Raw genomic sequence first — 22,280 nt, 5'->3', positions numbered from 1 at the left:
GCGATCAACCAGCGCGCCAGCTGGTTCACCCGCCAGGAGAACTCGGCGTAGGACAGACTTGTCCCCTCGAACGTGATCGCGGTCGCGTCGGGGGTGCGTTCCACCTGGTCGTAGAACATCGAAGCCAGGGTCGCGCCGTCGGCGGAGACCGCGGCTACATCGAACTCGGTGTCGTTCCAGCCGCGCAGCACGAGTTCGCGCTCGGCGGTGTCGAGCAGCTCGATGTCGCCGACCACCGCGTCGGGCGCGGCGGTGATCGCGGTGAGCACCCGGATCAGGCGGTCGGCGATGCGGCGCACCGTCTGCTCGTCGAACAGGTCGCGCAGGTAGCCCGCGCGCACCCGCAGCCGCGAATCCAGTTGCGCGATCAGGGTCAGCGGGTAGTGCGTGGCGTCGGCCGCGTCCAACCCGACCACGGCCATGCCGTCGATGTCCGCGGCCTGCGCCTGTAGGCCCGCGGCGTCCACCGGGTAGGACTCGAACACCACGAGCGTGTCGAACAGTCCGCCGATGCCCGCGACCGCCTGGATGTCGGCCAGGCCCACGTAGTGGTGGTCGAGCAGGTCGGCCTGCTCACCCTGGGTGCGGACCAGCAGATCGCGCACGGACTCCGACGAGTCGAAGCGCACCCGCACCGGCACGGTGTTGATGAACAGACCGACCATCGCCTCCACGCCGGACAGCTGAGCGGGACGCCCGGAGACGGTGGTGCCGAACAGCACGTCGTCGCGGCTGGTCATCCGGCCGACGAGCATGCCCCACGCCGTCTGCAACACGGTGTTCGGGGTGACACCGAGCGAGCCGGCCAGCGCGGTCAGCCGCGCGGTGGTCGCCTCGTCCAGCTCGAAGAAGTACTCGCCGGACAGCGAGGTGATCTCGCGACCGGCGTCCGGCCGCGCCAGCAGGGTCGGCTCGCCGACACCGCGCAGCGCGTGCGCCCACGCGGCCAGCGACGCCGCGTGGTCCTGCTGCCGGGTCCAGTCCAGGAAGTGCCGGTAGGAGCGCACGGCGGGCAGCGCGGAAGTATCCGCGTGCACGGCGTAGAGCATCAGCAGATCCCGCATGAGCAGCGGCATCGACCAGCCGTCGAGCAGGATGTGGTGGTTGGACACCACGAACTGCCAGCGGTCGGGCGCCACCTGGATCAGCGTGAAGCGGATCAGCGGCGGTGCGGCCAGGTCGAACCGCCGCGTGCGGTCGGCCTCGATCAGGTCGTCGGCCGAACCGGATTCGATCCGGTCGTGTTCGGCCCACGCGACGCGCACGCTGTCCAGCACGATCTGCACCGGGTTGCCGTCGTGGTCGCTGACGAACGCGGTGCGCAGGTTCTCGTAGCGGTCCACCAATGCCTGTGCGGCAGCGCGCAACCGGGCGGCGTCCACCCGGCCGGTGAGGGTCAGCACCGCCTGGGCGGTGTACACGTCCACCGAGCTCGCCGCGAGGCGGGCGTGGAACAGCAGACCGGCCTGCAGCGCCGACAGCGGCCAGACGTCGGCCAGCGCCGGGAAGCGCCGCTCCCAGGTGTCGATATCGCGCTGTGTGATCCCCCGCCCCGAGCCGCCCCGCGCACTTCGCACCAGCGCGAAGTCCGACGGGGTGTGCCCGCCCGCGCCCGCCGAATTGGCATGGCGCGCCACCGCTTCCAGCGCGGCGGTCCACAGCTCGCCGAACTCGCGCACGTCGGCGGCCGACAGCAGGGTCGCCGGGTAGCCGATATTGGCGGTCAGCTTGTCGCCGACCACGATCGCGTTGACGTCCAGCGGCGCCATCGCGGGCATGTCCGCGTCGTAGGCTCCGCCCAGCGCGCCCAGTTCCGGCGCGGGGATCCAGCCGAAGCCGCGCAGCGACTCCGGCACGTCACCCTCGGAGATCCGGCCGAGGTAGTTGAAGCTCACCTGGCCGGGCAGTTCGCGCGGCAGCTCGGCGGCGGTCTCGGCGTTCAGGTAGCGCAGCAAGCCGTAGCCGATGCCCTTGTCCGGCACCGAGAGCAACTGCTCCTTGACCGCCTTGACGGCCGCGCCCAGCGCGGGTCCGCCGGTGAACGCGGCGTCGACGTCGATGCCGGCCAGGTCGAACCGGACGGGATAGATCGCGGTGAACCAGCCGACGGTGCGCGACAGATCCGCACCCGCCACCACGTCTTCCTCGCGGCCGTGGCCCTCCAGGCGGATCAGCAGCGAGTCCTCGCCCCGCGCGGCCACTCGCCGCGCCCGCCACTTCGCGGTGGCCAACGCCAGCGCGGTGAGCAGGCCGTCGTTGACGCCGCCGTGGAACAGCGCCGGAACCGTGGTGAGCAGGGCCTTGGTGACCTCGGCGGACACCTCCACGCGCAGTTTCTCGATGACGCCGGACGTGTCGAGGGCCGGATCCATCGGACGGTCGGTCAGCAGCGGATCGGCCGTGGCGACGACAGAACGCCAGTAGTCCAGCTCGGCCACTCGCTCGGGGTCGGCGGCCTCGCGTTGCAGCGCATGCGCCCAGGCGCGCATCGAGGTAGCCGGAGCGACCAGCTCGGGCGTCTGGCCCGCGGTGCGCTGACCCCAGGCCGTCACGAAGTCCGGCACCAGGATGCGCCAGGAGACGCCGTCCACCACCAGGTGGTGGGCGACGACGATCAGGCGTCCGGCGCGTTCGGCGGAATCGGGTTCCAGCCAGACGAACCGGATGACCACGCCCGCGGCGGGATCGAGCCGGTCCAGCGACTCGTCCAGCGCGGCCGAGGCGATCGCGAACAACTCGGCATCGGTGGCGTTCGCGGCGAACTCGGTGCGGTCGATCAGCGCGTCCACCTCGACGGTGCCCGGCGCGGCGGTCTCGACGACCCAGTCGTCGCCGTCGCGGCGCAGGCTCGCGCGCAGCATGTCGTGCCGATCGATGACCGCGCCGACCGTCGCGGCGATACCCGCCCGGTCGATGCCGACCGGCAGTTCCAGCGCCAGCGTCTGGTTGAACCGCCCGAACGAGCCGCTCCGCTCCGCCATGAACCGGACCACCGGCGTCAACGGCATCGCGCCGATGCCGCCGCCGGGCGGCTCGGCCAGGGTGGTGGCCGACGCCTCGGCCTCCTCGGTGGTCTCGGCGACGGACGCCAGCCCGGCCACGGTGCGCTGCTCGAAGACGTGCCGCGGGGTGAACACCACGCCGCGCGCCTTGGCCCGCGAGACCAGCTGGATGGAGACGATGCTGTCGCCGCCGAGGGCGAAGAAGGAGTCGTCCACGCCGACCCGCTCCACGCCGAGCACCTCGGCGAACACCTCGGCGATGGTCTGCTCGACCGGGGTGCGGGCCGCGCGGAACACGACCTCGGTGGCGAACACCGGTTCCGGCAGCGCCTTGCGGTCCAGTTTGCCCACCGGGGTGAGCGGCACGTGGTCGATCACCATGATCGACGAGGGCACCATGTAGGCGGGCAGGCGATCCTCGACGTGCGCGGTCAGCGCGGCCACGTCGATCGAGTGTCCCTGCGCGGCGACGACGTACGACACCAGCGACACCGCGCCCGCGGCGCTCTTGTGGCCGACGGTGACCGCGAAGTCGACGGTCTCGTGCGAGGCCAGCGCGGCGTCGATCTCGCCGAGCTCGATGCGGAAACCGCGGACCTTCACCTGGAAGTCGGAGCGCCCGACATACTCCACCTCGCCGGTGCGGGTCCAGCGAACCACGTCACCGGTGCGGTACATCCGCGCGCCGGGCACCGACGGGTTGGCGACGAACCGCTCCGCCGACAGGCCCGGCCGCGCGTGATAGCCACGCGCCAGCTGGATGCCCGACAGATACAGCTCACCCGCGACACCCACCGGAACGGGCCGCAGCTGGGCGTCCAGGATCAGCGACTGCATGCCCCTGGTCGGGCCACCGATGGTGACCCGGTCGCCCGGCGCGAGCGCGTCGCTGATGTTGGTCATGATCGTGGTCTCGGTCGGGCCGTAGCCGTTGTGGAAGCGGCGGCTCGACCCGTCGGGCGTGCCACCCCACTTGGCGACCAGATCGGCGGGCACGGCTTCACCACCGGCCACGATCACCCGCATGCCGGCCAGCGCGGCCGAATCCAGCGAGGCGAGCACCGACGGGGTGATGAACGCGTGGGTGACCCGCTCGGTGCGGATCAGCTCGGACAGCTCCTCGCCGCCGTAGACGCCGGGCGGGCAGACCACCAGGGCGCCGCCGCGGCCGATCGCGAGCAGGAATTCCAGGATCGAGGCGTCGAAGCTGGGCGAGGCGAAATGCAGTGCGCGCGTGTCGGAATCGACGTCGTAGCGGGCGTTCTGCTCGTCGCGGAAGTTGGCCAGACCGGCGTGGGTGACCACGACGCCCTTGGGCACACCGGTGGAACCGGAGGTGTAGATGACGTACGCGGGGTGCTCCGGCCGCACCGGGCGCACCCGGTCGGCGTCGGTGACCGCGGCGTCGTCGAACCCGTCGAGATCCAGTTCGTCGAGCACCAGCCATTCGACCGACTCGGGCAGCTCGGCGCGCACCGACGCCACGGTCAGACCGATCGGGGAGCCCGAATCGGTGACCATGTGCGCAATGCGGTCGGCCGGGTAGGTGGGGTCGATCGGCACGAACGCGCCGCCGGACTTGGACACCGCCCATTCGGCGAAGTACGACTCGTCCGAGCGCGGCACGGCGACCGCCACCAGGTCCTCGGTGCCGATGCCACGTTCGATCAGCAAGCGGGCCAGGCGGTTGGACCGCGCGTCCAGCTCGCCGTAGGACACACTTCGCCCCTGGAACACCACGGCGGGCGCCTCGGGATCGATGGCGGCGGCCTCGGCGATGAGGTCCGGCAGCGTCCGCGCGGGCGTGGCGGGCGCGCCGGTGCGCGCGACCAGGTCGGCCCGCTCGGCGGCGTCGAGCACGTCGATCGCGCCGACGGTGACCGACGCGTCGGCCGCCACCGCCGCGAGCACACGTTCCCAGCGGTCCACGATGGCCGCCGCGGTGGACTCGTCGAACAGCTCGGTGGCGTAGGTGAGCGCCAAAGCCATGGCGCCGGAACCGGTTTCACCGCGCTCGGCCAGGGTGAATTGCAGGTCGAAGCGCGCGACGTTCTCTTCCAGGTCCAGCGCGGACACCGAAAGACCGGGCAGCTCCAGGGTGGTGCGCTCCAGGTTCTGGAACGCCAGCATCACCTGGAACAGCGGGTTGCGGGCCTGCGAGCGCTCCGGCGCGAGCAGTTCCACCAGCCGCTCGAACGGCACGTCGGCGTGGCCGTAGGCGTCCAGGTCGGTGCGGCGCACGCGGCCGAGCAGGTCGGCGAACGACTCGCCGGGCTCGATGCCGGTCCGCAGCACCAGGGTGTTGACGAACATGCCGACCAGGTCGTCGAGCGCGGCCTCGCCGCGGCCCGCGATCGGGGTGCCCACCGCGACGTCGTCGCTGCCGGACAGGCGCGACAGCAACACCGCCAGCGCACCGTGCATCACCATGAACAGCGACGCGCCGCGCTGCCGCGCGACCTCCTCCAGCGCGGCGACCAGGTCGCCGGACAGCTCGCGGTGCAGCGTCGCGCCGCGGTGCGAGGCGACGGCAGGACGCGGGCGGTCGGTCGGCAGGGCCAGCTCGTCGGGGACGTCGTCGAGCGCGCGCCGCCAGTACGCGACCTGCTCGGCCAGCAGCGAGTCCGGATCCTCCTCGGAACCCAGGATCTCGCGCTGCCACACCGCGAAGTCGGCGTACTGCACCGCCAGCGGAGCCCAGCCGGGTGCGCTGCCGGTGCTGCGCGCGGTGTAGGCGGCCATCACGTCGCGGGTCAGCGGGCCCATCGAGAAGCCGTCGGCGGCGATGTGGTGCACCACCACGACGAGCACGTGCTCGTCGGGCCCGGCCGCGTACAGCCGGGTGCGCAGCGGAACCTCTTCGGCCACGTCGAATCCGGTGGTGACGAACTCGGTCACCGTCTCGATCAGCCGCTCCTGCTCCACCGGCACGGGATGCAGATCCAGGACGATGTCCTCGGCGGGCACGATCACCTGGACCGGGGTGCCGCCGTGCTCGGGGTAGCGGGTGCGCAGCGATTCGTGCCTGCGCACCACGTCGGCGACCGCCAAGTGCAGCGCCTCGACGTCCAGCGCGCCGGTGAGCCGGATGGCGATCGGCAGGTTGTAGGCCGCCGAGGCGGTGTCGTACTTGTTCAGGAACCACATGCGCTGCTGCGCGAACGACAGCGGCACCAGTTCGCCCGCCGCGCGCTCGCGCGCGACCAGCCGCTGTCTGGCGGCGCCGTCGGCGTGCGATTCCACCCGCGCGGCAAGCGCTTCCACGGTGGAGGCCTCGAACAGCGTGCGCACGGCGACGGTCGCGCCGAGCGCGGCGCCGATGCGCGCGACCACCCTGGTCGCGATCAGCGAGTTGCCGCCCAGATCGAAGAAGTCGTCGTCCACGCCGACCCGCTCCAGGCCGAGCACGTCGGCGAACACCGCGGCCACGGTTTCCTGCACCGGGGTGACCGGCGCGCGGAAGGCGCGCGAGGTCGCCGTCGGGGCGGGCAGCGCACGGCGGTCCAGCTTCCCGTTGACGGTCAGTGGGATCCACTCCAGCCGCACCACGGCCGAGGGCACCATGTAGGCGGGCAGCTGCTCGGCCGCGCCGTCGCGCACCGCGTCGAGCACCGGCTCGGCGCCGGGCTCGGACACCACGTAGGCGACGATCCGCTGATCGCCGGGCTGGTCCTCGCGCACGATGACCGCGGCTTGGGCGATACCGGGCTGGGCGAGGATCGCCGATTCGATCTCGCCGAGCTCGATGCGGAAGCCGCGCACCTTCACCTGATCGTCGGCGCGGCCCAGGTACTCCAGCTCGCCGAACCGGTTCCAGCGCGCCAGGTCGCCGGAGCGGTACAGTCGCCCGCCCGGCGCGTCGCCCATCGGGTCGGCGACGAAGCGGGTGGCCGACAGGTCGGGACGGCCGAGGTAGCCGCGCGCCAGCTGCGGGCCCGCCACGTACATCTCGCCCGCGACACCGACCGGCACCGGACGCAGCCGGTTGTCGAGCACGTACACCCGCAGACCCGCGATGGCGCGGCCGACCACGCTGCCGGAGGCGGCGGCGATGGTCGCGGCGTCCAGCGCGCGGTAGGACACGTGCACCGTGGTCTCGGTGATGCCGTACATGTTGACCAGCAGCGGCGCGGTTGTCGATGTCGCACCGGTGCCGTCGCCGTGGCGCGCCACCCAGTCCGACAGCCTGCGCAGTTCCAGCGCCTCGCCGCCGAACACCACATAGCGCAGCGCCAGCGGCGCGGCGTCGGGCGCGGCGTTCCGGTCGGCCTCGGCCAGCTGGTAGAACGCGGACGGGGTCTGGTTGAGCACCGTGACGCGTTCGGCGCGCAGCAGTTCCAGGAACTGCTCCGGCGAGCGCGAGGTGTAGTAGTCGACCACCACGAGGGTGCCGCCGAACAGCAGCGGACCCCACAGCTCCCACACCGAGAAGTCGAACGCGTAGCTGTGGAACAGCGTCCAGGTGTCCTCGGGCCCGAAACCGAAGTCGCGGTCGGTGTTCGCGAACAGACGCACCACATTGCGGTGCGCGACCGCGACGCCCTTGGGGCGGCCGGTGGAGCCGGAGGTGTAGATCACGTACGCGACGTTGTCGGGGGTGAGCGCCGCGTTGCGGTCGGCGTCGGTGATCGGCGCGTCGTCGGCGTCCTCGATGTTGCCGGTCTCCACCGCGAACCCGTCCAGTACGACGGCGGGCAGCCCGGCGGGCACCTCGACCTGCACCGTGGAGTCGAGCACCACGCTGGTCGGCCGGGAATCGGCGAGCACGTAGGCGATGCGCTCGGCCGGATAGGTCGGGTCGACCGGGACGTAACCCGCGCCGGTCTTCACCACGGCCAGCAGCGCGACCACGAGGTCCAGCGACCGCGGCAGGATCACCGCGACCAGGGTCTCCGGTCCCGCGCCGTCGCTGATCAGCCTGCGCGCCAGCACATTCGCGCGCCGGTCCAGCTCGGCGTAGGTCAGCGTCTCCACGCCGAAGCGGGCCGCGATCCGGTTCGGGTGCGCGGCGACGGCCGCGTCGAACAACCCGACCAGCGTGATGCCGGGATCGCCGAACGCGCCCGCGACGCTCTGGGCGCCGGAGGACACCCAGCGCTGCGACACGTCCAGCCGCTCGCCCTCGCCGAGCAGATCGATATCGCCGATGGCGACCCGCGGATCCTCGGCCACACCGCGCAGGATGCGCACGAAACGGTCGGCGAACGCGGCCACCGTCTCCGGGTCGAACAGTTCGGTGGCGTAGTTCCACGACAGCGTCAGCCCGCCCTCGGCGGACTCGCCGACGGTGAGCTGCACGTCGAATTTCGATGTGCCCGGGTCGAACTCGACGGCGGCGACATCGAGGCCGCCGGGCAGCGCGACGGTGCCGAGATCGGCCGCCGAGGCGGCCTCGAAGGTCAGCGCGACCTGGAACAGCGGGTGGTGCGCCTGCGAGCGCACGGGGCTGAGCACGTCGACCAGCCGCTCGAACGGCACGTCGGCGTTGGCGAAGGCGGCCAGATCGGTGCGGCGCACCTGGTCGAGCAACTCGTCGAAGCGAGCGCCCGGATCGACTTCGCTGCGCAGCACGAGCGTGTTGACGAACATGCCGACGACGTCGTCGAGCGCGCGTTCACCGCGGCCCGCGATCGGGGTGCCGATCGCGACATCGGTGCTGCCCGACAGCCGGCCCGCCCACACCGCCAGCGCGGCGTGCACCACCATGAACAGCGTCACGCCACGGGCGCGCGCCAGCTCCGACAGCGCTTCGTGCACCTGCGCGTCGACCGAGAAATCATGCGTGCCACCGGCATTGGAGGCGCTCTCCGGCCGAGGCCGGTCGGCGGGCAGTTCGATCTGGTCGGGCAGGTCGCGCAGCTGTTCGGTCCAGTAGGCGATCTGCCGGGCCGCGACGGAATCCGCGTCGTCCTCGGCTCCGAGCACCTCACGCTGCCACAGCGCGTAGTCGGCGTACTGCACCTCGAGCGGGGCCCAGGACGGCACCTCGCCGCGGGCGCGCTCGGTGTAGGCGAGCACGACATCGCGCAGCAGCGGCCGCAGCGAGAAGCCGTCCGCGCTGATGTGGTGCATGACCAGCACCGCCACGTGGTCGGTCGCCGACAGCGCGAGCAGGCTCGCCCGGAACCCGATCTCGGCGGTCACGTCGAAACCGGCGCTCGCCAGCTCGACGATCCGCGCGGGCAGCTCGTCCGCACCGACGGGTTCGGCGACCAAGTCGAAGGCGACCTCGCTCACCGGCAGCACACGCTGGTAGCCGGTGCCCTCCACCTCGGGGTAGATCGTGCGCAGCGCCTCGTGCCGCGCGAGTACGTCGCCGATGGCGGCGCCGAGCGCGGCGATGTCCAGCTCACCGGTCAGCCGCAACGCGACCGGGATGTTGTTCACCGCGGTGCGGTTGTCGAACCGGTTGAGGAACCACATCCGCTGCTGGGCGAGCGACAGCGGCACCAGCTCGGGGCGCTCCCGCGCGACCAGCGGCGTCCGGCCGCCCTCTCCGGCGGCCGATTCCACCTTCGCCGCCAGCGCGACCACGGTCGACGCCTCGAACAGCGCGCGCACCGGCACCTGGGTGTTCAGCGCCTCGCCGAGCCGAGCCGCCACCTGCGTGGCGACCAGCGAGTTGCCGCCCAACTCGAAGAAGTCGTCGTCCAGGCCGACCCGCTGCACGCCGAGCACCTCGGCGAAGGTCTCGGCCACGATCTCCTGCACCGGCGTGGCGGGCGCGCGGAACACCTTGGCCTCGAACACCGGGTCCGGCAGCGCCTTGCGGTCCAGCTTGCCGGAGGCGTTCAGCGGGAACTCGTCGAGCACCACGTAGGCCGCGGGCACCATGTACCCGGGCAGCCGCGCGCCGAGTTCGGCCTTGACCGACTCGACGTCCACCACCCGGTCCGGGTCGGTCACCAGGTACGCGACCAGCTGGTCACCGGTCCGCTCATCGGCGCGCACCACGACCACCGCCTGCGCCACCGACTCCAGCACCGTCAGCGCCGACTCGATCTCGCCCAGCTCGATGCGCAGACCGCGCACCTTCACCTGGAAGTCGGTGCGGCCCAGGTACTGCAGCTCACCGTCTTCGGTCCAGGCCACCAGGTCGCCGGTGCGGTACATCCGCTCGGCGTCGCCGAACGGGTTGGCCACGAAACGCTCGGTGGTCAGGTCGGGGCGGCCGACATAACCGTGCGCCAGCTGCGCGCCCGCGAGGTACAGCTCGCCGGGCACGCCGACCGGAACCGGTCGCAGCCGCGAATCCAGCACGTACACCTGGGTGTTGAACACCGGGGCGCCGATCGGCACCGACACCGTGTCGTCCTCGGTCACCTCGTGGAAGGTGACGTCGACCGCGGCCTCGGTCGGGCCGTACAGGTTGTGCAGCCGCGCGCCGGTCAGCTCGCGCAATTTCTGCGCGGTCACCGCGGGCAGCGCCTCACCGGAGGCGAAAACGTTACGCAGGCTGGTGCATTCGGCCGCGCGTTCCTCGGCCACGAACACCGACAGCATCGACGGCACGAAGTGCACCGTGGTGACCTGCTCGTCGACGATCAGCCGCGCCAGGTACGCGGGATCGCGATGGCCGTCCGGCTTCGCCACCACCAACCGGGCGCCGACCTGCAACGGCCAGAAGAACTCCCACACCGACACGTCGAAGGTCGCGGGCGTCTTCTGCAACACCACGTCGTAGGCCGCCAACCCGTATTCGGCGTGCATCCACACCAGGCGGTTGACGATCGCGGCGTGCGAGACCGCCACACCCTTCGGGCGGCCGGTCGAACCGGAGGTGAAGATCACGTACGCGGTGTTGGCCGGACGCAGCGGCTTGTGCCGGTCGGCGTCGGTCAGCGGTCCGTCGGCGAATTCCGACAGGTCGAGCTGATCGATGCGCACCTGCCTGGAGACGGTGGTCTCCAGGTCGGAGCCGGAGGTCAGCACGCACACCGGGCGCGCGGTCTCGAGGATGTAGTCGATGCGCTCGGCCGGATGGTCCGGATCCAGCGGCACGTACGCGCCGCCCGCGGCGTTCACCGCGTACATGCCGACCACCAGGTCGATCGAGCGGCGCATGCCGAGGGCCACATACGATTCCGGCCCGACGCCGTTGACCTTGAGCCAGCGCGCCAACCGGTGCACCCGGCGGGCGAACTCGGCGTAGGACAGATTCGTCCCCTCGAACGTGACCGCTGGACTGTCCGGCGTACGCGCGACCTGCGCCTCGAACAGCGAGACCAGGGTCGCGGCGGCGTCGCCGACCGGCGAGGTGAGCGCGGCGTCGACCGGGAACTCGGTGGCGTTCCACCGCTCGATCACCAAAGACCGCTCGGCGTCGTCCAGCAGATCGATCTCGCCGACGGTGACCGACGGCTCGGCCGCGACCCCGCGCAGCACCCGCACGAAACGCTCGGCGAAGGTACCGGCGAACACGCCGTCGAACAGATCTGTGGCGTAGACGAGTTCGGCGTCCATCGCCGCCTCGCCGCCGGGGACCTCGCTGAGCGTGAGCTGGAGGTCGAACTTCGCCGTCGGCTGGTCGATGCCCAGTTCGGAGACGGTGAGCCCGGGCAGCTCCAGCGCGGTGCGGCCGAGGTTCTGGAACGACAGCATCACCTGGAACAGCGGGTGGCGCGCCTGCGAGCGGGCCGGGTTGAGCACCTCGACCAGCCGCTCGAACGGCACGTCGGCGTGCGCGAACGCCTGCAGGTCGCGCTCGCGGACCCGGGCGAGCAGGTCGGCGAACGACTCGGCGGTGTCCACCTGAGCGCGCAGCACCAGGGTGTTGACGAACATGCCGACCAGATCGTCGAGCGCCTGCTCACCGCGACCGGCGACCGGGATGCCGACGGCGATGTCGTCGGAGCCGCTCAACCGCGCGAGCAGTGCGGCGAAGGCGCTGTGCACCACCATGAACAGCGTGCCGCCGTGCGTCTGCGCGACCCGGTTCAGGTCCTCGACGAGATCGCCCGGCACGCGGAACCGGTAGGTGCCCGCGCCGTAGGAGGCGACGGCGGGCCGCGGACGACCGGCCAGGCGCAGTTCGTCGGGCAGCCCGGCCAGCGCATCGCGCCAGTAGTCGAGCTGCTCGGAGATCAGCGACGTCGGATCGTCCTCGGAGCCCAGCGTGTCGCGCTGCCACAGTGCGAAGTCCACGTACTGCACCGCCAGCGGCGGCCAGCCCGGCTGGGCCGCGGAGGTACGCGCCACGTAGGCGGTCATCAGGTCGCGCACCAGCGGCCGCATGGAGAAGCCGTCGGCCGCGATGTGGTGCACCACGACGACCAGGACGTAGTCGTCCGGGCCGAGCCGGTAGGCGCGCAGGCGCACCGGCGCCTGGCTGGTCACGTCGAAGCCGCGCTCGACGAATTCGTAGAGCACGCCGAGCAACTGCCCCTCGGCCACCTCGACCACGTCCAGCTCGGGGATGGCCTTGGCGGCGTTCAGCACCCGCTGGTAGGCCACGCCGTCACGCGACGGGTAGATCGTGCGCAGCGATTCGTGCCGCGCGACCACGTCGGCGATCGCGCCGCGCAGCGCGTCCAGATCCAGCGCGCCTTCCAGCCGCACCGCGGCCGGGATGTTGTTCGCGGCGGAGTCGGCGTCGAAGCGGTTGAGGAACCACATCCGCTGCTGCGCCAGCGACAACGGCGGGTGCTCGGGACGCACCTGTGCCGTGAGCGCTTGGCGCGCACCGCTTCCGGCGTGCGACTCGACCCGGGCGGCCAGCGTGGCCACGGTCGGGGCCTCGAACAGCACGCGCACACCGACCTCGGCGTTCAGCGCCGCGCTGAGGCGGGCGACCACCTGGGTGGCCACCAGCGAGTTGCCGCCGAGTTCGAAGAAGTCGTCGTCCACGCCGACGCGCGGCACGCCGAGCAGGTCGGCGAAGATCTCCGCGACGATCTCCTCGATCGGCGTCGACGGCGCGCGGAAGATCCTGGCCTCGAACACCGGGGCGGGCAGCGCCCTGCGATCCAGCTTGCCGGAGGCGTTGACCGGGAAGGCGTCCAGCACTACCAGCGCGGCCGGGATCATGTAGCCCGGCAGCGCCGTGGCGAGCGCGGCCTTCACCTCGTCGATGTCGACGGCCACATACGGTTCGCATACCAGGTAGCCCACCAGCTGATCGCCGGCGTGCGCGTCGGAGCGCAGCACGACCACCGACTGCGCGATCCCGGGCTGCGCCAGCAGCGCGGCCTCGATCTCGCCCAGCTCGATGCGCAGGCCGCGCAGCTTCACCTGGAAGTCGGTGCGGCCCAAATAGTCCAGCTCGCCACCGGGGGTCCAGGCCACCAGGTCGCCGGTGCGGTACATCCGGTCGCCCGGAGCGCCGTAGGGGTTGGCCACGAACCGGTCGGCGGTCAGGTCGGAGCGACCCAGGTAGCCGAGCGCCAGCTGCTCACCCGCGAGATACAGCTCACCCGCGACACCCGGCGCGACCGGGTGCAGGCGGCTGTCGAGCACGAAGACGCGGGTGTTCCACACCGGGCGTCCGATCGGCACCGACACCGTGTCGGCTTCGGTCGCCTCGTGGTACGTCACGTCGACGGCGGCCTCGGTCGGGCCGTACAGGTTGTGCAGCCGGGCGCCGGTCAGCTCGCGCAAACGCTGCGCGGTCTGCGCGGGCAGCGCCTCACCGGAGGCGAAGACCTGCCGCAGCCGCGGCACGGGCAGCCCGTCGCCGTTCTCGTTGCCCAGCGTGGAGACGAAGACCGAGAGCATGGACGGCACGAAATGCGCCGTGGTGATCTGCTCGTCGGCGATGATCCGGGACAGGTACACCGGGTCGCGATGCCCGTCCGGCTTCGCGACCACCAGCCTGGCCCCGGTCTGCAACGGCCAGAAGAACTCCCACACCGATACGTCGAAGGTGGCGGGCGTCTTCTGCAGCACCGCGTCCTCGCGGCCGATCGGGTACTCGTGCTGCATCCACAGCAGCCGGTTGACGATCGCGGCATGGCTGACCGCCACACCCTTCGGGCGACCGGTGGAACCGGAGGTGAAGATCACGTACGCGGTGTTCTCCGGCCGCAGCGGGCGGGTGCGTTCGGCGTCGGTGATCGGCGCGCCGCTGGTCGCGGCGAAACCGGGCACGCCCTCGATGCCCTCCACCGACAGCGCGGTGACCTCCGGCTGCGGGTCCAGGCCGAAGCCGTCCGCCGAGCGGTAGAGGACCATCCGCGGACGCGCGGTCTCGATGATGTAGTTGACCCGGTCGGCGGGCTGATCCGGATCCAGCGGCAGGTAGGCCGCACCGGTCTGCACCACCGCGTACATCGCGACGACCAGTTCGGTCGAACGCCGCAGCGCCAGCGCCACCAGCGATTCCGGGCCGACGCCCGCGCCGATCAGCTGCCGAGCGATGCGGTTGGCCCGTTCCTGGAACTGGCGGTAGGTCAGCCGCTCGCCTTCGAAGTCCAGCGCGATCGCGTCGGGCGTGGCCGCCGCCTGTGCGTCGAACAGCGAGACCAGCGTCGCGTGCTGGTCCACCGGGTGCCCGGTGTCGTTCCAATCGACCAGCACCCGCGCGCGTTCCTCGGACGCGAGCAGATCGATGTCGCCGATCGGCACGTCCGGGTCGGCGGTCACGGCCGCGAGGATGCGGTCGAGGCGGCGGGCGAACGCCGCGACGGTCGGCTCGTCGAAAAGGTCCAGCGCGTAGGAGAACTCGGCCGACATGCCCGCCGAGTCGCCCTGTTCGTCCTGGGTCTCCGAGAGGGTCAGCTGCAGGTCGAACTTGGCCAACCGGGCGTCGTAGTCGATGCCGTTGACCGAGAGACCGGGCAGTTCCAGATTGGCCTGCCGGGTGTTCTGGAAGGTCAGCATCACCTGGAACAGCGGGTGACGCGCCTGCGAACGGGCCGGGTTGAGCACCTCGACCAGCCGCTCGAACGGCACGTCGGCGTGCGCGAACGCGTGCAGGTCGGTTTCGCGGGCGTGCGCGAGCAGATCGGCGAAGCTCGTGGCGCCGTCCACCTCGGTGCGCAGCACCAGGGTGTTGACGAACATGCCGATCAGGTCGTCCAGCGCGGCCTCGCCGCGACCGGCGACCGGGGTGCCGATCGCGATATCGCCGGTGCCGCTGGCCCGGGCCAGCAACACCGCGAGCGCGCTGTGCAGCACCATGAACAACGACGCGTTGTGCTTGCGGCCCAGCTCGATCAGGGCGCGCTGGGTCTCGCCGGAGATCACGAACGGGTAGGTGCCGCCGCGGTAGGAGGCGACGGCCGGGCGCGGCCGGTCCGAGGGCAGCGTCAATTCGTCGGGCAGATCGGCCAGTTCGCGCGTCCAGTAGCGGATCTGGTTGGCGATCAGCGAACTCGGGTCGTCCTCGGAACCGAGCACCTCGCGCTGCCACAGCGCGTAGTCGGCGTACTGCACCGGCAGCGCCGACCAGGCCGGCGCCTCCCACGACGTGCGGGCGGCGTAGGCCACCATGACGTCGCGGGCCAGCGGGCCCATCGACCAGCCGTCGGCCGAGATGTGGTGCACCACCATGCCCAGCACGTACTCGGTCTCGCTGATCTCGAACAGCCGGGCGTGCAACGGCACTTCGTTGGTCACGTCGAACGCCATCGAGGCCAGCTCGACCAGGTGATCGATCAGATTGTGCTCGGTCACCGGCACCGGGGTCAGGTCCGGCACGATCTGAGCGGCGTCCAGCACCACCTGCACCGGACCGGACTTGGTCTCCGGGAACACCGTTCGCAGCGACTCGTGCCGGTCGATCACGTCGATGACCGCCACCTGCAACGCGGCGATGTCCAGATCACCGGACAGCCGGATGGCGACCGGGATGTTGTTGACCGCCGAGGAGGTGTCGAACCGGTTCAGGAACCACATGCGCTGCTGTGCCAGCGACAACGGCACCTGCTCCGGACGGTTCCTGGCGACCAGCGCCTTGCGCGCGCCGTCACCGGCGTGCGACTCCACCCGCGCGGCCAGCGCCGCGACGGTGGACGCCTCGAACAGCATGCGCACGGGCACCCTGGTGTCCAGCGCGATGCCGAGGCGGGAGGCGACCTGGGTGGCGATCAGCGAGTTGCCGCCGAGCTCGAAGAAGTCGTCGTCCACGCCGACGCGGGAGATGCCGAGCACCTCACCGAAGATCTGCGCGACGATCTCCTCGATCGGCGTGGTCGGAGCGCGGAATTCGCGCACCTCGAACACCGGGGCGGGCAGCGCCTTGCGGTCCAGCTTGCCGGAGGCGTTCAGCGGGAACGCCTCGAGCACCACGATCGCCGAGGGCACCATGTACGCGGGCAGCGTGCGGTGCAGGGCGTTCTTGATGTTGTCGATGTCGACCGGGCCACCGGTGCTGACCACATAGGCGACCAGTTGGTCGCCCGCGACGGTCTCCATCACCAGTACGACGGCCTGGTTGACGGCCGGGTGGTCCAGCAGCGCTGTCTCGATCTCGCCGAGCTCGATGCGCTGGCCGCGGAATTTCACCTGAAAGTCGGTGCGGCCGATGTACTCCAGCACGCCCGCGCTGCCCACCTCGGGATCGCGCGGCTGCACCCAGCGCACCAGGTCGCCGGTGCGGTACAGGCGGGAGCCGGGCGCGCCGAACGGGTCGGCGACGAAGCGTTCGGCGGACAGGTCGGGGCGCCCGTGGTAGCCGCGGGCGGTCTGCACGCCGCCCAGATACAGCTCGCCGGGCACACCGACCGGAACGGGCGCGAGGCCCTCGTCCAGCACATAGGTCTGCGCGTTCCACACCGGGCGGCCGATCGGCACCGACGTGGGCGCGACCTCGTTGAGGTGCCAGGCGGTGGCGTGCACGGTGAACTCGGTGGGGCCGTACAGGTTGTGCACCGCGGCGGTGGAGAACTGCCGGAACGCGGTGACGGTCGCGGGCGGCAGCGCCTCACCGGCGACGAGAACCGCACGCAGCGAAGCGCATTCGGCCGTGGACGCGGCCCCGGCGAAAACCGAGAGCATGGACGGCACGAACGAGGTCATGGTGACCCGGTGCCGACCGATGATCTCCGAGAGGTAGATCGGATCGCGGTGGCCGTCGGGCGCGGCGATCAACATGCGGGCGCCGACGGCCAGCGTGCCGAACAGCTCCCACACCGACACGTCGAAGGTGACCGGCGTCTTCTGCAGGATCACGTCGGCGGGGCCGATGCGGTACTCGCCGGTGATCCAGGCGATCTGGTTGACCACCGACGCGTGACTGACCGCGACGCCCTTGGGGCGTCCGGTGGAGCCGGAGGTGTACAGCACGTACGCGGTGTTGGTGGCCCGCAGCGGCGCGCGGCGCTCGGCGTCGGTGACGGGTCCGTCGCCGAACTCGCTCAGGTCCAGCGTGTCCAGCGTCAGCGTCGGGATGCCCGCGGCGGTGACGTTGTCGGCGGTGGTGGTGAGCACACACACCGGCTGAGCGGTCGCCAGGACGTACTGGGTGCGCTCGGCCGGGTGGTCGGGATCGATCGGCACGTAGCCGCCGCCCGCGGTCAGCGTGGCGTAGATCGCCACCAGCATGTCCACCGACCGGCGGATACCGACGGCGACCAGCGTTTCCGGGCCGACGCCCGCGTCGATCAGTTTGCGCGCCAAGCGGTTGACCCGGGTGGCGAACTCGGCGTAGGTCAGCTCGATCGGCAGGCCGAATTCGTCCGCGCCGCGCGAGCCGCCGTCGAACACGACGGCGGGGTCGTCGGGCCTGCCCCGCACCTGCTCCTCGAACAGCTCGAGCACGGTGCCGGCGGGCACGTCGTGACCGGTGTGGTTCCACTCGGTCAGCACCCGGGCGCGCTCGGCGTCGTCGAGGATCTCGATGTCGCGCACGGCGGTTTCCGGCGCGGCGACGGCCGCTTCCAGCACGCGCTGGTAGCGGCGGCCGAACTCGGCGACGGTGGCCGCGTCGAACAGGTCGGTGGCGAAGGAGATGACCGCGCCCATGCCCGCGGGCTCGCCGTCGGCGCCCCGCTCCTCGGTGACCGTCCACTGGAGGTCGAACTTGGCGATGTCGACCTCGAGCTCGTCGGCGGTGACCGAGAGGCCGGGCAGTTCCAGGGTCGCGTGCGACATCTCCTGGAACGACAGCATCACCTGGAACAGCGGGTGGCGCGCCTGCGAACGGGTCGGGTTGAGCACCTCGACCAGGCGCTCGAAGGGCACGTCCGCGAACGCGAACGCGGCGAGGTCGGTTTCCCTGGTGCGGCCGAGGAATTCGGCGAACGGCTCGCTGCCGTCCACCTCCGAACGCAGCACGAGGGTGTTGACGAACATGCCGATCAGGTCGTCGAGGGCCTGCTCGCCACGTCCGGCGACCGGCGTGCCGATCGCGATGTCGCCGGTGCCGGACAACCGGGCCAGCAACACGGCCAGCGAGGCGTGCATGACCATGAACAGGCTGACGCCCTGCGCGCGGGCCAGCGCGACCAGACGCCGGTGCAATTCGACGTCGATCTCGAAGCTCACCCGGCTGCCGTGGAAGCTCTGCACCGGCGGGCGCGGGCGGTCCGCGGGCAGGTCGAGCTGATCCGGCAGGCCCGCGAGAGCCCTGCGCCAGTAGGCGATCTCGCGCGCCGCCATGGACGCGGGGTCGGACTCCGCGCCGAGCAACTCGCGCTGCCACACGCTGAAGTCCTGGTACTGCACCGGCAGCGGCGCCCAGCTCGGCGCCTCGCCCGCGGTGCGGGACAGGTAGGCGGCGGCCACGTCGCGGGCCAGCGGGCCGAAGGAGAAGCCGTCGGCGGCGATGTGGTGCACGACGAACGCCACCGCGTAGTCGGCGACGCCGTTGCCGCGCCCGCCGGTGACCGCGAACACCCGCACCCGGATCGGCAGTTCCCGCGAGACGTCGAAGCCGCGCGCGGCGAATTCGGCCAGCGCGCCGTGCAATTCGGCCTCGTCGATCGGCTGCACCTCGATGCCGAGATCGACCTGGTCGGCCGGAAGCACCTGCTGGTAGCCGCCGTCGCCGGACTCCGGGAAGATCGTGCGCAGCGACTGCTGCCGCTCGACCACGTCCAGCAGCGCCGACTGCAACGCCGCCAGGTCCACCTGGCCGCGCAACCGCACCACGAATGGCAGGTTGTAGGTCGGCACGGTGGGGTCGAACTGGTTGATGAACCACATGCGCTGCTGCGCCAGCGACAGCGGCACCCGCTCCGGCAGCTGCTGGGCCACCAGCGGCGGACGCGATTCGCCTACCGGAGCGGCGTTCTCCGCACGCGCCGCGATACCGGCGACGGTCGGGGTCTCGAACAGCGCGCGCACCCCGATCTGGGTGCCGAACGCGGCGCCGATGCGCGCCACTACCTGGGTGGCGACCAGCGAGTTGCCGCCCAGCTCGAAGAAGTTGTCGTCGATGCCGATGCGTTCCTGGCTGAGCACGTCGGCGAAGATGCCCGCCACGATCTGCTCGGCCTGGGTACGCGGGGCACGGAAATCACCGGCGTCGGCGCTGAACACCGGCTCCGGCAGGGCCTTGCGGTCCAGCTTGCCGCTGGTGTTGAGCGGGAAGGCGTCCAGCACCATGATCGACGCGGGCACCATGTAGCTGGGCAGCTTCTCGGCGGCGAACCTGGTCAGCTCCACCGGTTCCACGGTGTGGCCGGGTGCGGGAACGACGTAGGCCACCAGCTGCTGACCGGTGGCGGTGTCCACCACCAGCACCACGGCCTGGCTGACGGCGGGATGGGCGAGCAGATCGGTCTCGATCTCGCCCAGCTCGATGCGCTGGCCACGGAACTTCACCTGGAAGTCGGTGCGGCCGATGTATTCCAGCGTGCCCGCGTCGTTCCAGCGCACCAGGTCGCCGGTGCGGTACATCCGCGCTCCGGCTTCGACCCCGGACCCGCCCCCCGCCAGCGGGTTGGCGACGAAGCGGTCCGACGTCAGGTCGGGACGGCCGCGGTAGCCGCGGGCGAGCTGGCGCCCGCCGAGGTACAGCTCACCCGGCGCGCCGATCGCGGCCGGGCGCAGCCGCGAATCCAGCACGTACACCTGGACGTTCCACTCCGGGATACCGATCGGCACGGTCACCGTGTCGGCGGCCGTCGCCTCCCAATAGGTCACCGAGACCGCGGCCTCGGTGGGGCCGTAGAGGTTGTGCAGTCCCGCATCGGTGATCGCGCGGAAACCCGCCGCGGTCTCCGGCGGCAGCGCCTCGCCGATCACGAAAACCGCGCGCAGCGTGGCGCATTGGGCCGGGGTGGCGTGCGCGACGAACACCGTCAGCATGGACGGGACGAAGTCGGTCACGGTGACCCCGTGCCGGGAGATCATCTCCGCCACGTACAGCGGGTCGCGATGCCCGTCCGGCGACGCGATGACCAGCTTCGCGCCCACCAGCAGGGGCAGGAAGTAGCCCCACAGCGACACGTCGAACGTGGTCGCGGTCTTCTGCAGGTACACGTCCGCCGCGGTCAGCCGGTACTCGTCGAGCATCCACAACTGCTGGTTGACGATCGCGTGATGGGTGACCGCCACGCCCTTGGGGCGACCGGTCGAACCCGAGGTGTAGATGACGTAGGCGGTGTTGTCCGGCCGCAGCGGCGCGAGGCGGTCGGCGTCGGTGACAGGGTCCGGCGCGTACGCCGAGGTGTCCAGGGTGTCGATCGCCACCCGGCGCACCGACTCCGGAAGTTCCAGCTCGTCGGCCGAGTGCGTCAGCACGCACACCGGCGCGGCGCTGTCGAGGATGTAGGCGGTGCGCTCGGCCGGGTGATCCGGATCGATCGGCACGTACGCGCCACCGGCCTTCAGCACCGCGTGCATGCCGATCACCAGCTCCAGCGAGCGGCGCATGCCCAGCGCGACCAGCGACTCCGGGCCGACGCCGTCGGCGATCAGGAAGCGGGCCAGCCGGTTCACCCGGGCGTCGAACTCCGCATACGTCAACGTCGCGCCCTCGAAGTCGAGCGCGATGTTGTCGGGGGTCAGCGGGATCTGCGCGTCCAGTAGCGCCGCGAGCGTGGTCTCCGGGACGTCCTGCTCGGAGTCGTTCCACTCCAGCAGCGTCCGCTCGCGTTCGCCCGCGGTGGCGACCGGCAGGCTCCACACCCGCTCGTCCACGCCCGCCGTGAGGAAGCGGTCGAAGAACTCGAGGAAGCGGCCGTGATGACGGCGCGCCTCGTCCTCGGTGTAGAGGTTGGGGTTGGTCTCGAAGTCGATATGCGAACGGGTGCCCGCGACCGACTGGTAGAAGTTGACGCCCAAGTCCTCGATGCTGCCGGTGGACAGCACGTGCATCTGACCGACGACCGACCCGAGCGCGATCTCGTCGTGGAACAGCATGATGTTGACCCACGGCCCGAAGAACTCCGTGGTCACCACGCCGTCACCGGCCGCGTCGCGACGGATGTCCTCGTGCCGGTAGCGCTGGTGGCGCAGTGCGCCGGAGACCTCGACCTGGACCTGCTTGAGCAGCTCGGACACCGTGGTGTCGTGGCCGACGCGCAGCCGCAGCGGCACGATGTTCGACGACACACCGCCGGAGCGGCGCATCGCGGCGGTGGTGCGCGCGGTCACCGGCAGGCTGAGGATGACGTCCTCGACGCCGTTCCACTGCGCCAGGTAGGCGGCGAAACCGGCCAGCAGCAGACCGGCGGGCGACGAATCGTGCCGCGCGACCGCCGCTTCCAGCCGGCCGTTCTGCTCGTCCGACAGCGCGGCGCTGGCGATCCCGTTGAGCGCGGCCGGCGGCGCGGAACGGCCGGTCAGGCTGGTGCCTTCCTCCAGCCCGGCCACGCGCTGGGCCCAGTACTCCTTGTCGGAGGCGAAGCGGGTGCTGTCGCGGTAGGCGATCTCCTGCTCGTAGAGCGTGGGCAGATCGGTCGCCTTGGACGGCGCGGGTTCGGCGCCGGTGGCGTAAGCGGTGTACAGCTCGGCGATCCGGTTGACGTTCGTCATGGCGCCGAAGCCGTCGAGCGCGATGTGGTGCGAGCGGGAGTACCAGTACCAGTGATCATCGGCCAGGCGCAGCGCGGCGGCCTTGATCAGGCGGTCGGTGGTCAGGTCCAGCGGGCGGCTGTACTCGGCGCGCATCCAGGCCAGCGCGGCGGCTTCCGGATCGTCCTCGTCGCGCAGGTCGACGTACTCGACCCGGTCGTAGTCGCCGATCGAGTGGTCGACGAACTGCAACGGCTCGCCGTCGCGCTCGACGATGCGCAGGAAGCCGGAGCCGAGCTCATGCGAGGCATCGATGCTGGCCCGGCTGAGCAGCTCGACATCCAGCTCGCCGCGCAGGTCGACGTACTGCGCGATATTGACCGGCACCTGCGGGTCCACGTGCTGCGCGTACCAGATGCCCAGCTGAGCAGGTGACAA

1 protein-coding gene (running past one end of the window) is annotated in these 22,280 nt (G+C 71.2%); it reads right to left on the bottom strand.

All coding sequences use genetic code 11. From position 1 onward, the window contains the following. Positions 1-22,280, bottom strand: the 5' portion of a protein-coding gene (locus ABZ803_RS11280; protein WP_357035511.1) for a non-ribosomal peptide synthase/polyketide synthase. 21,481 nt of this gene lie to the left of the window's left edge; 22,280 of the gene's 43,761 nt are visible here — the first part of the coding sequence; it begins with the start codon at positions 22,278-22,280; the stop codon falls past the left edge of the window.

The organism is Nocardia sp. NPDC047648 (genome assembly GCF_040642815.1).
GTDB classification, from domain to species: Bacteria; Actinomycetota; Actinomycetes; order Mycobacteriales; family Mycobacteriaceae; genus Nocardia; species Nocardia gamkensis.
Note: the sequence above shows the minus strand (reverse complement) of the source record. Positions and strands in the feature narration are given on the sequence as shown.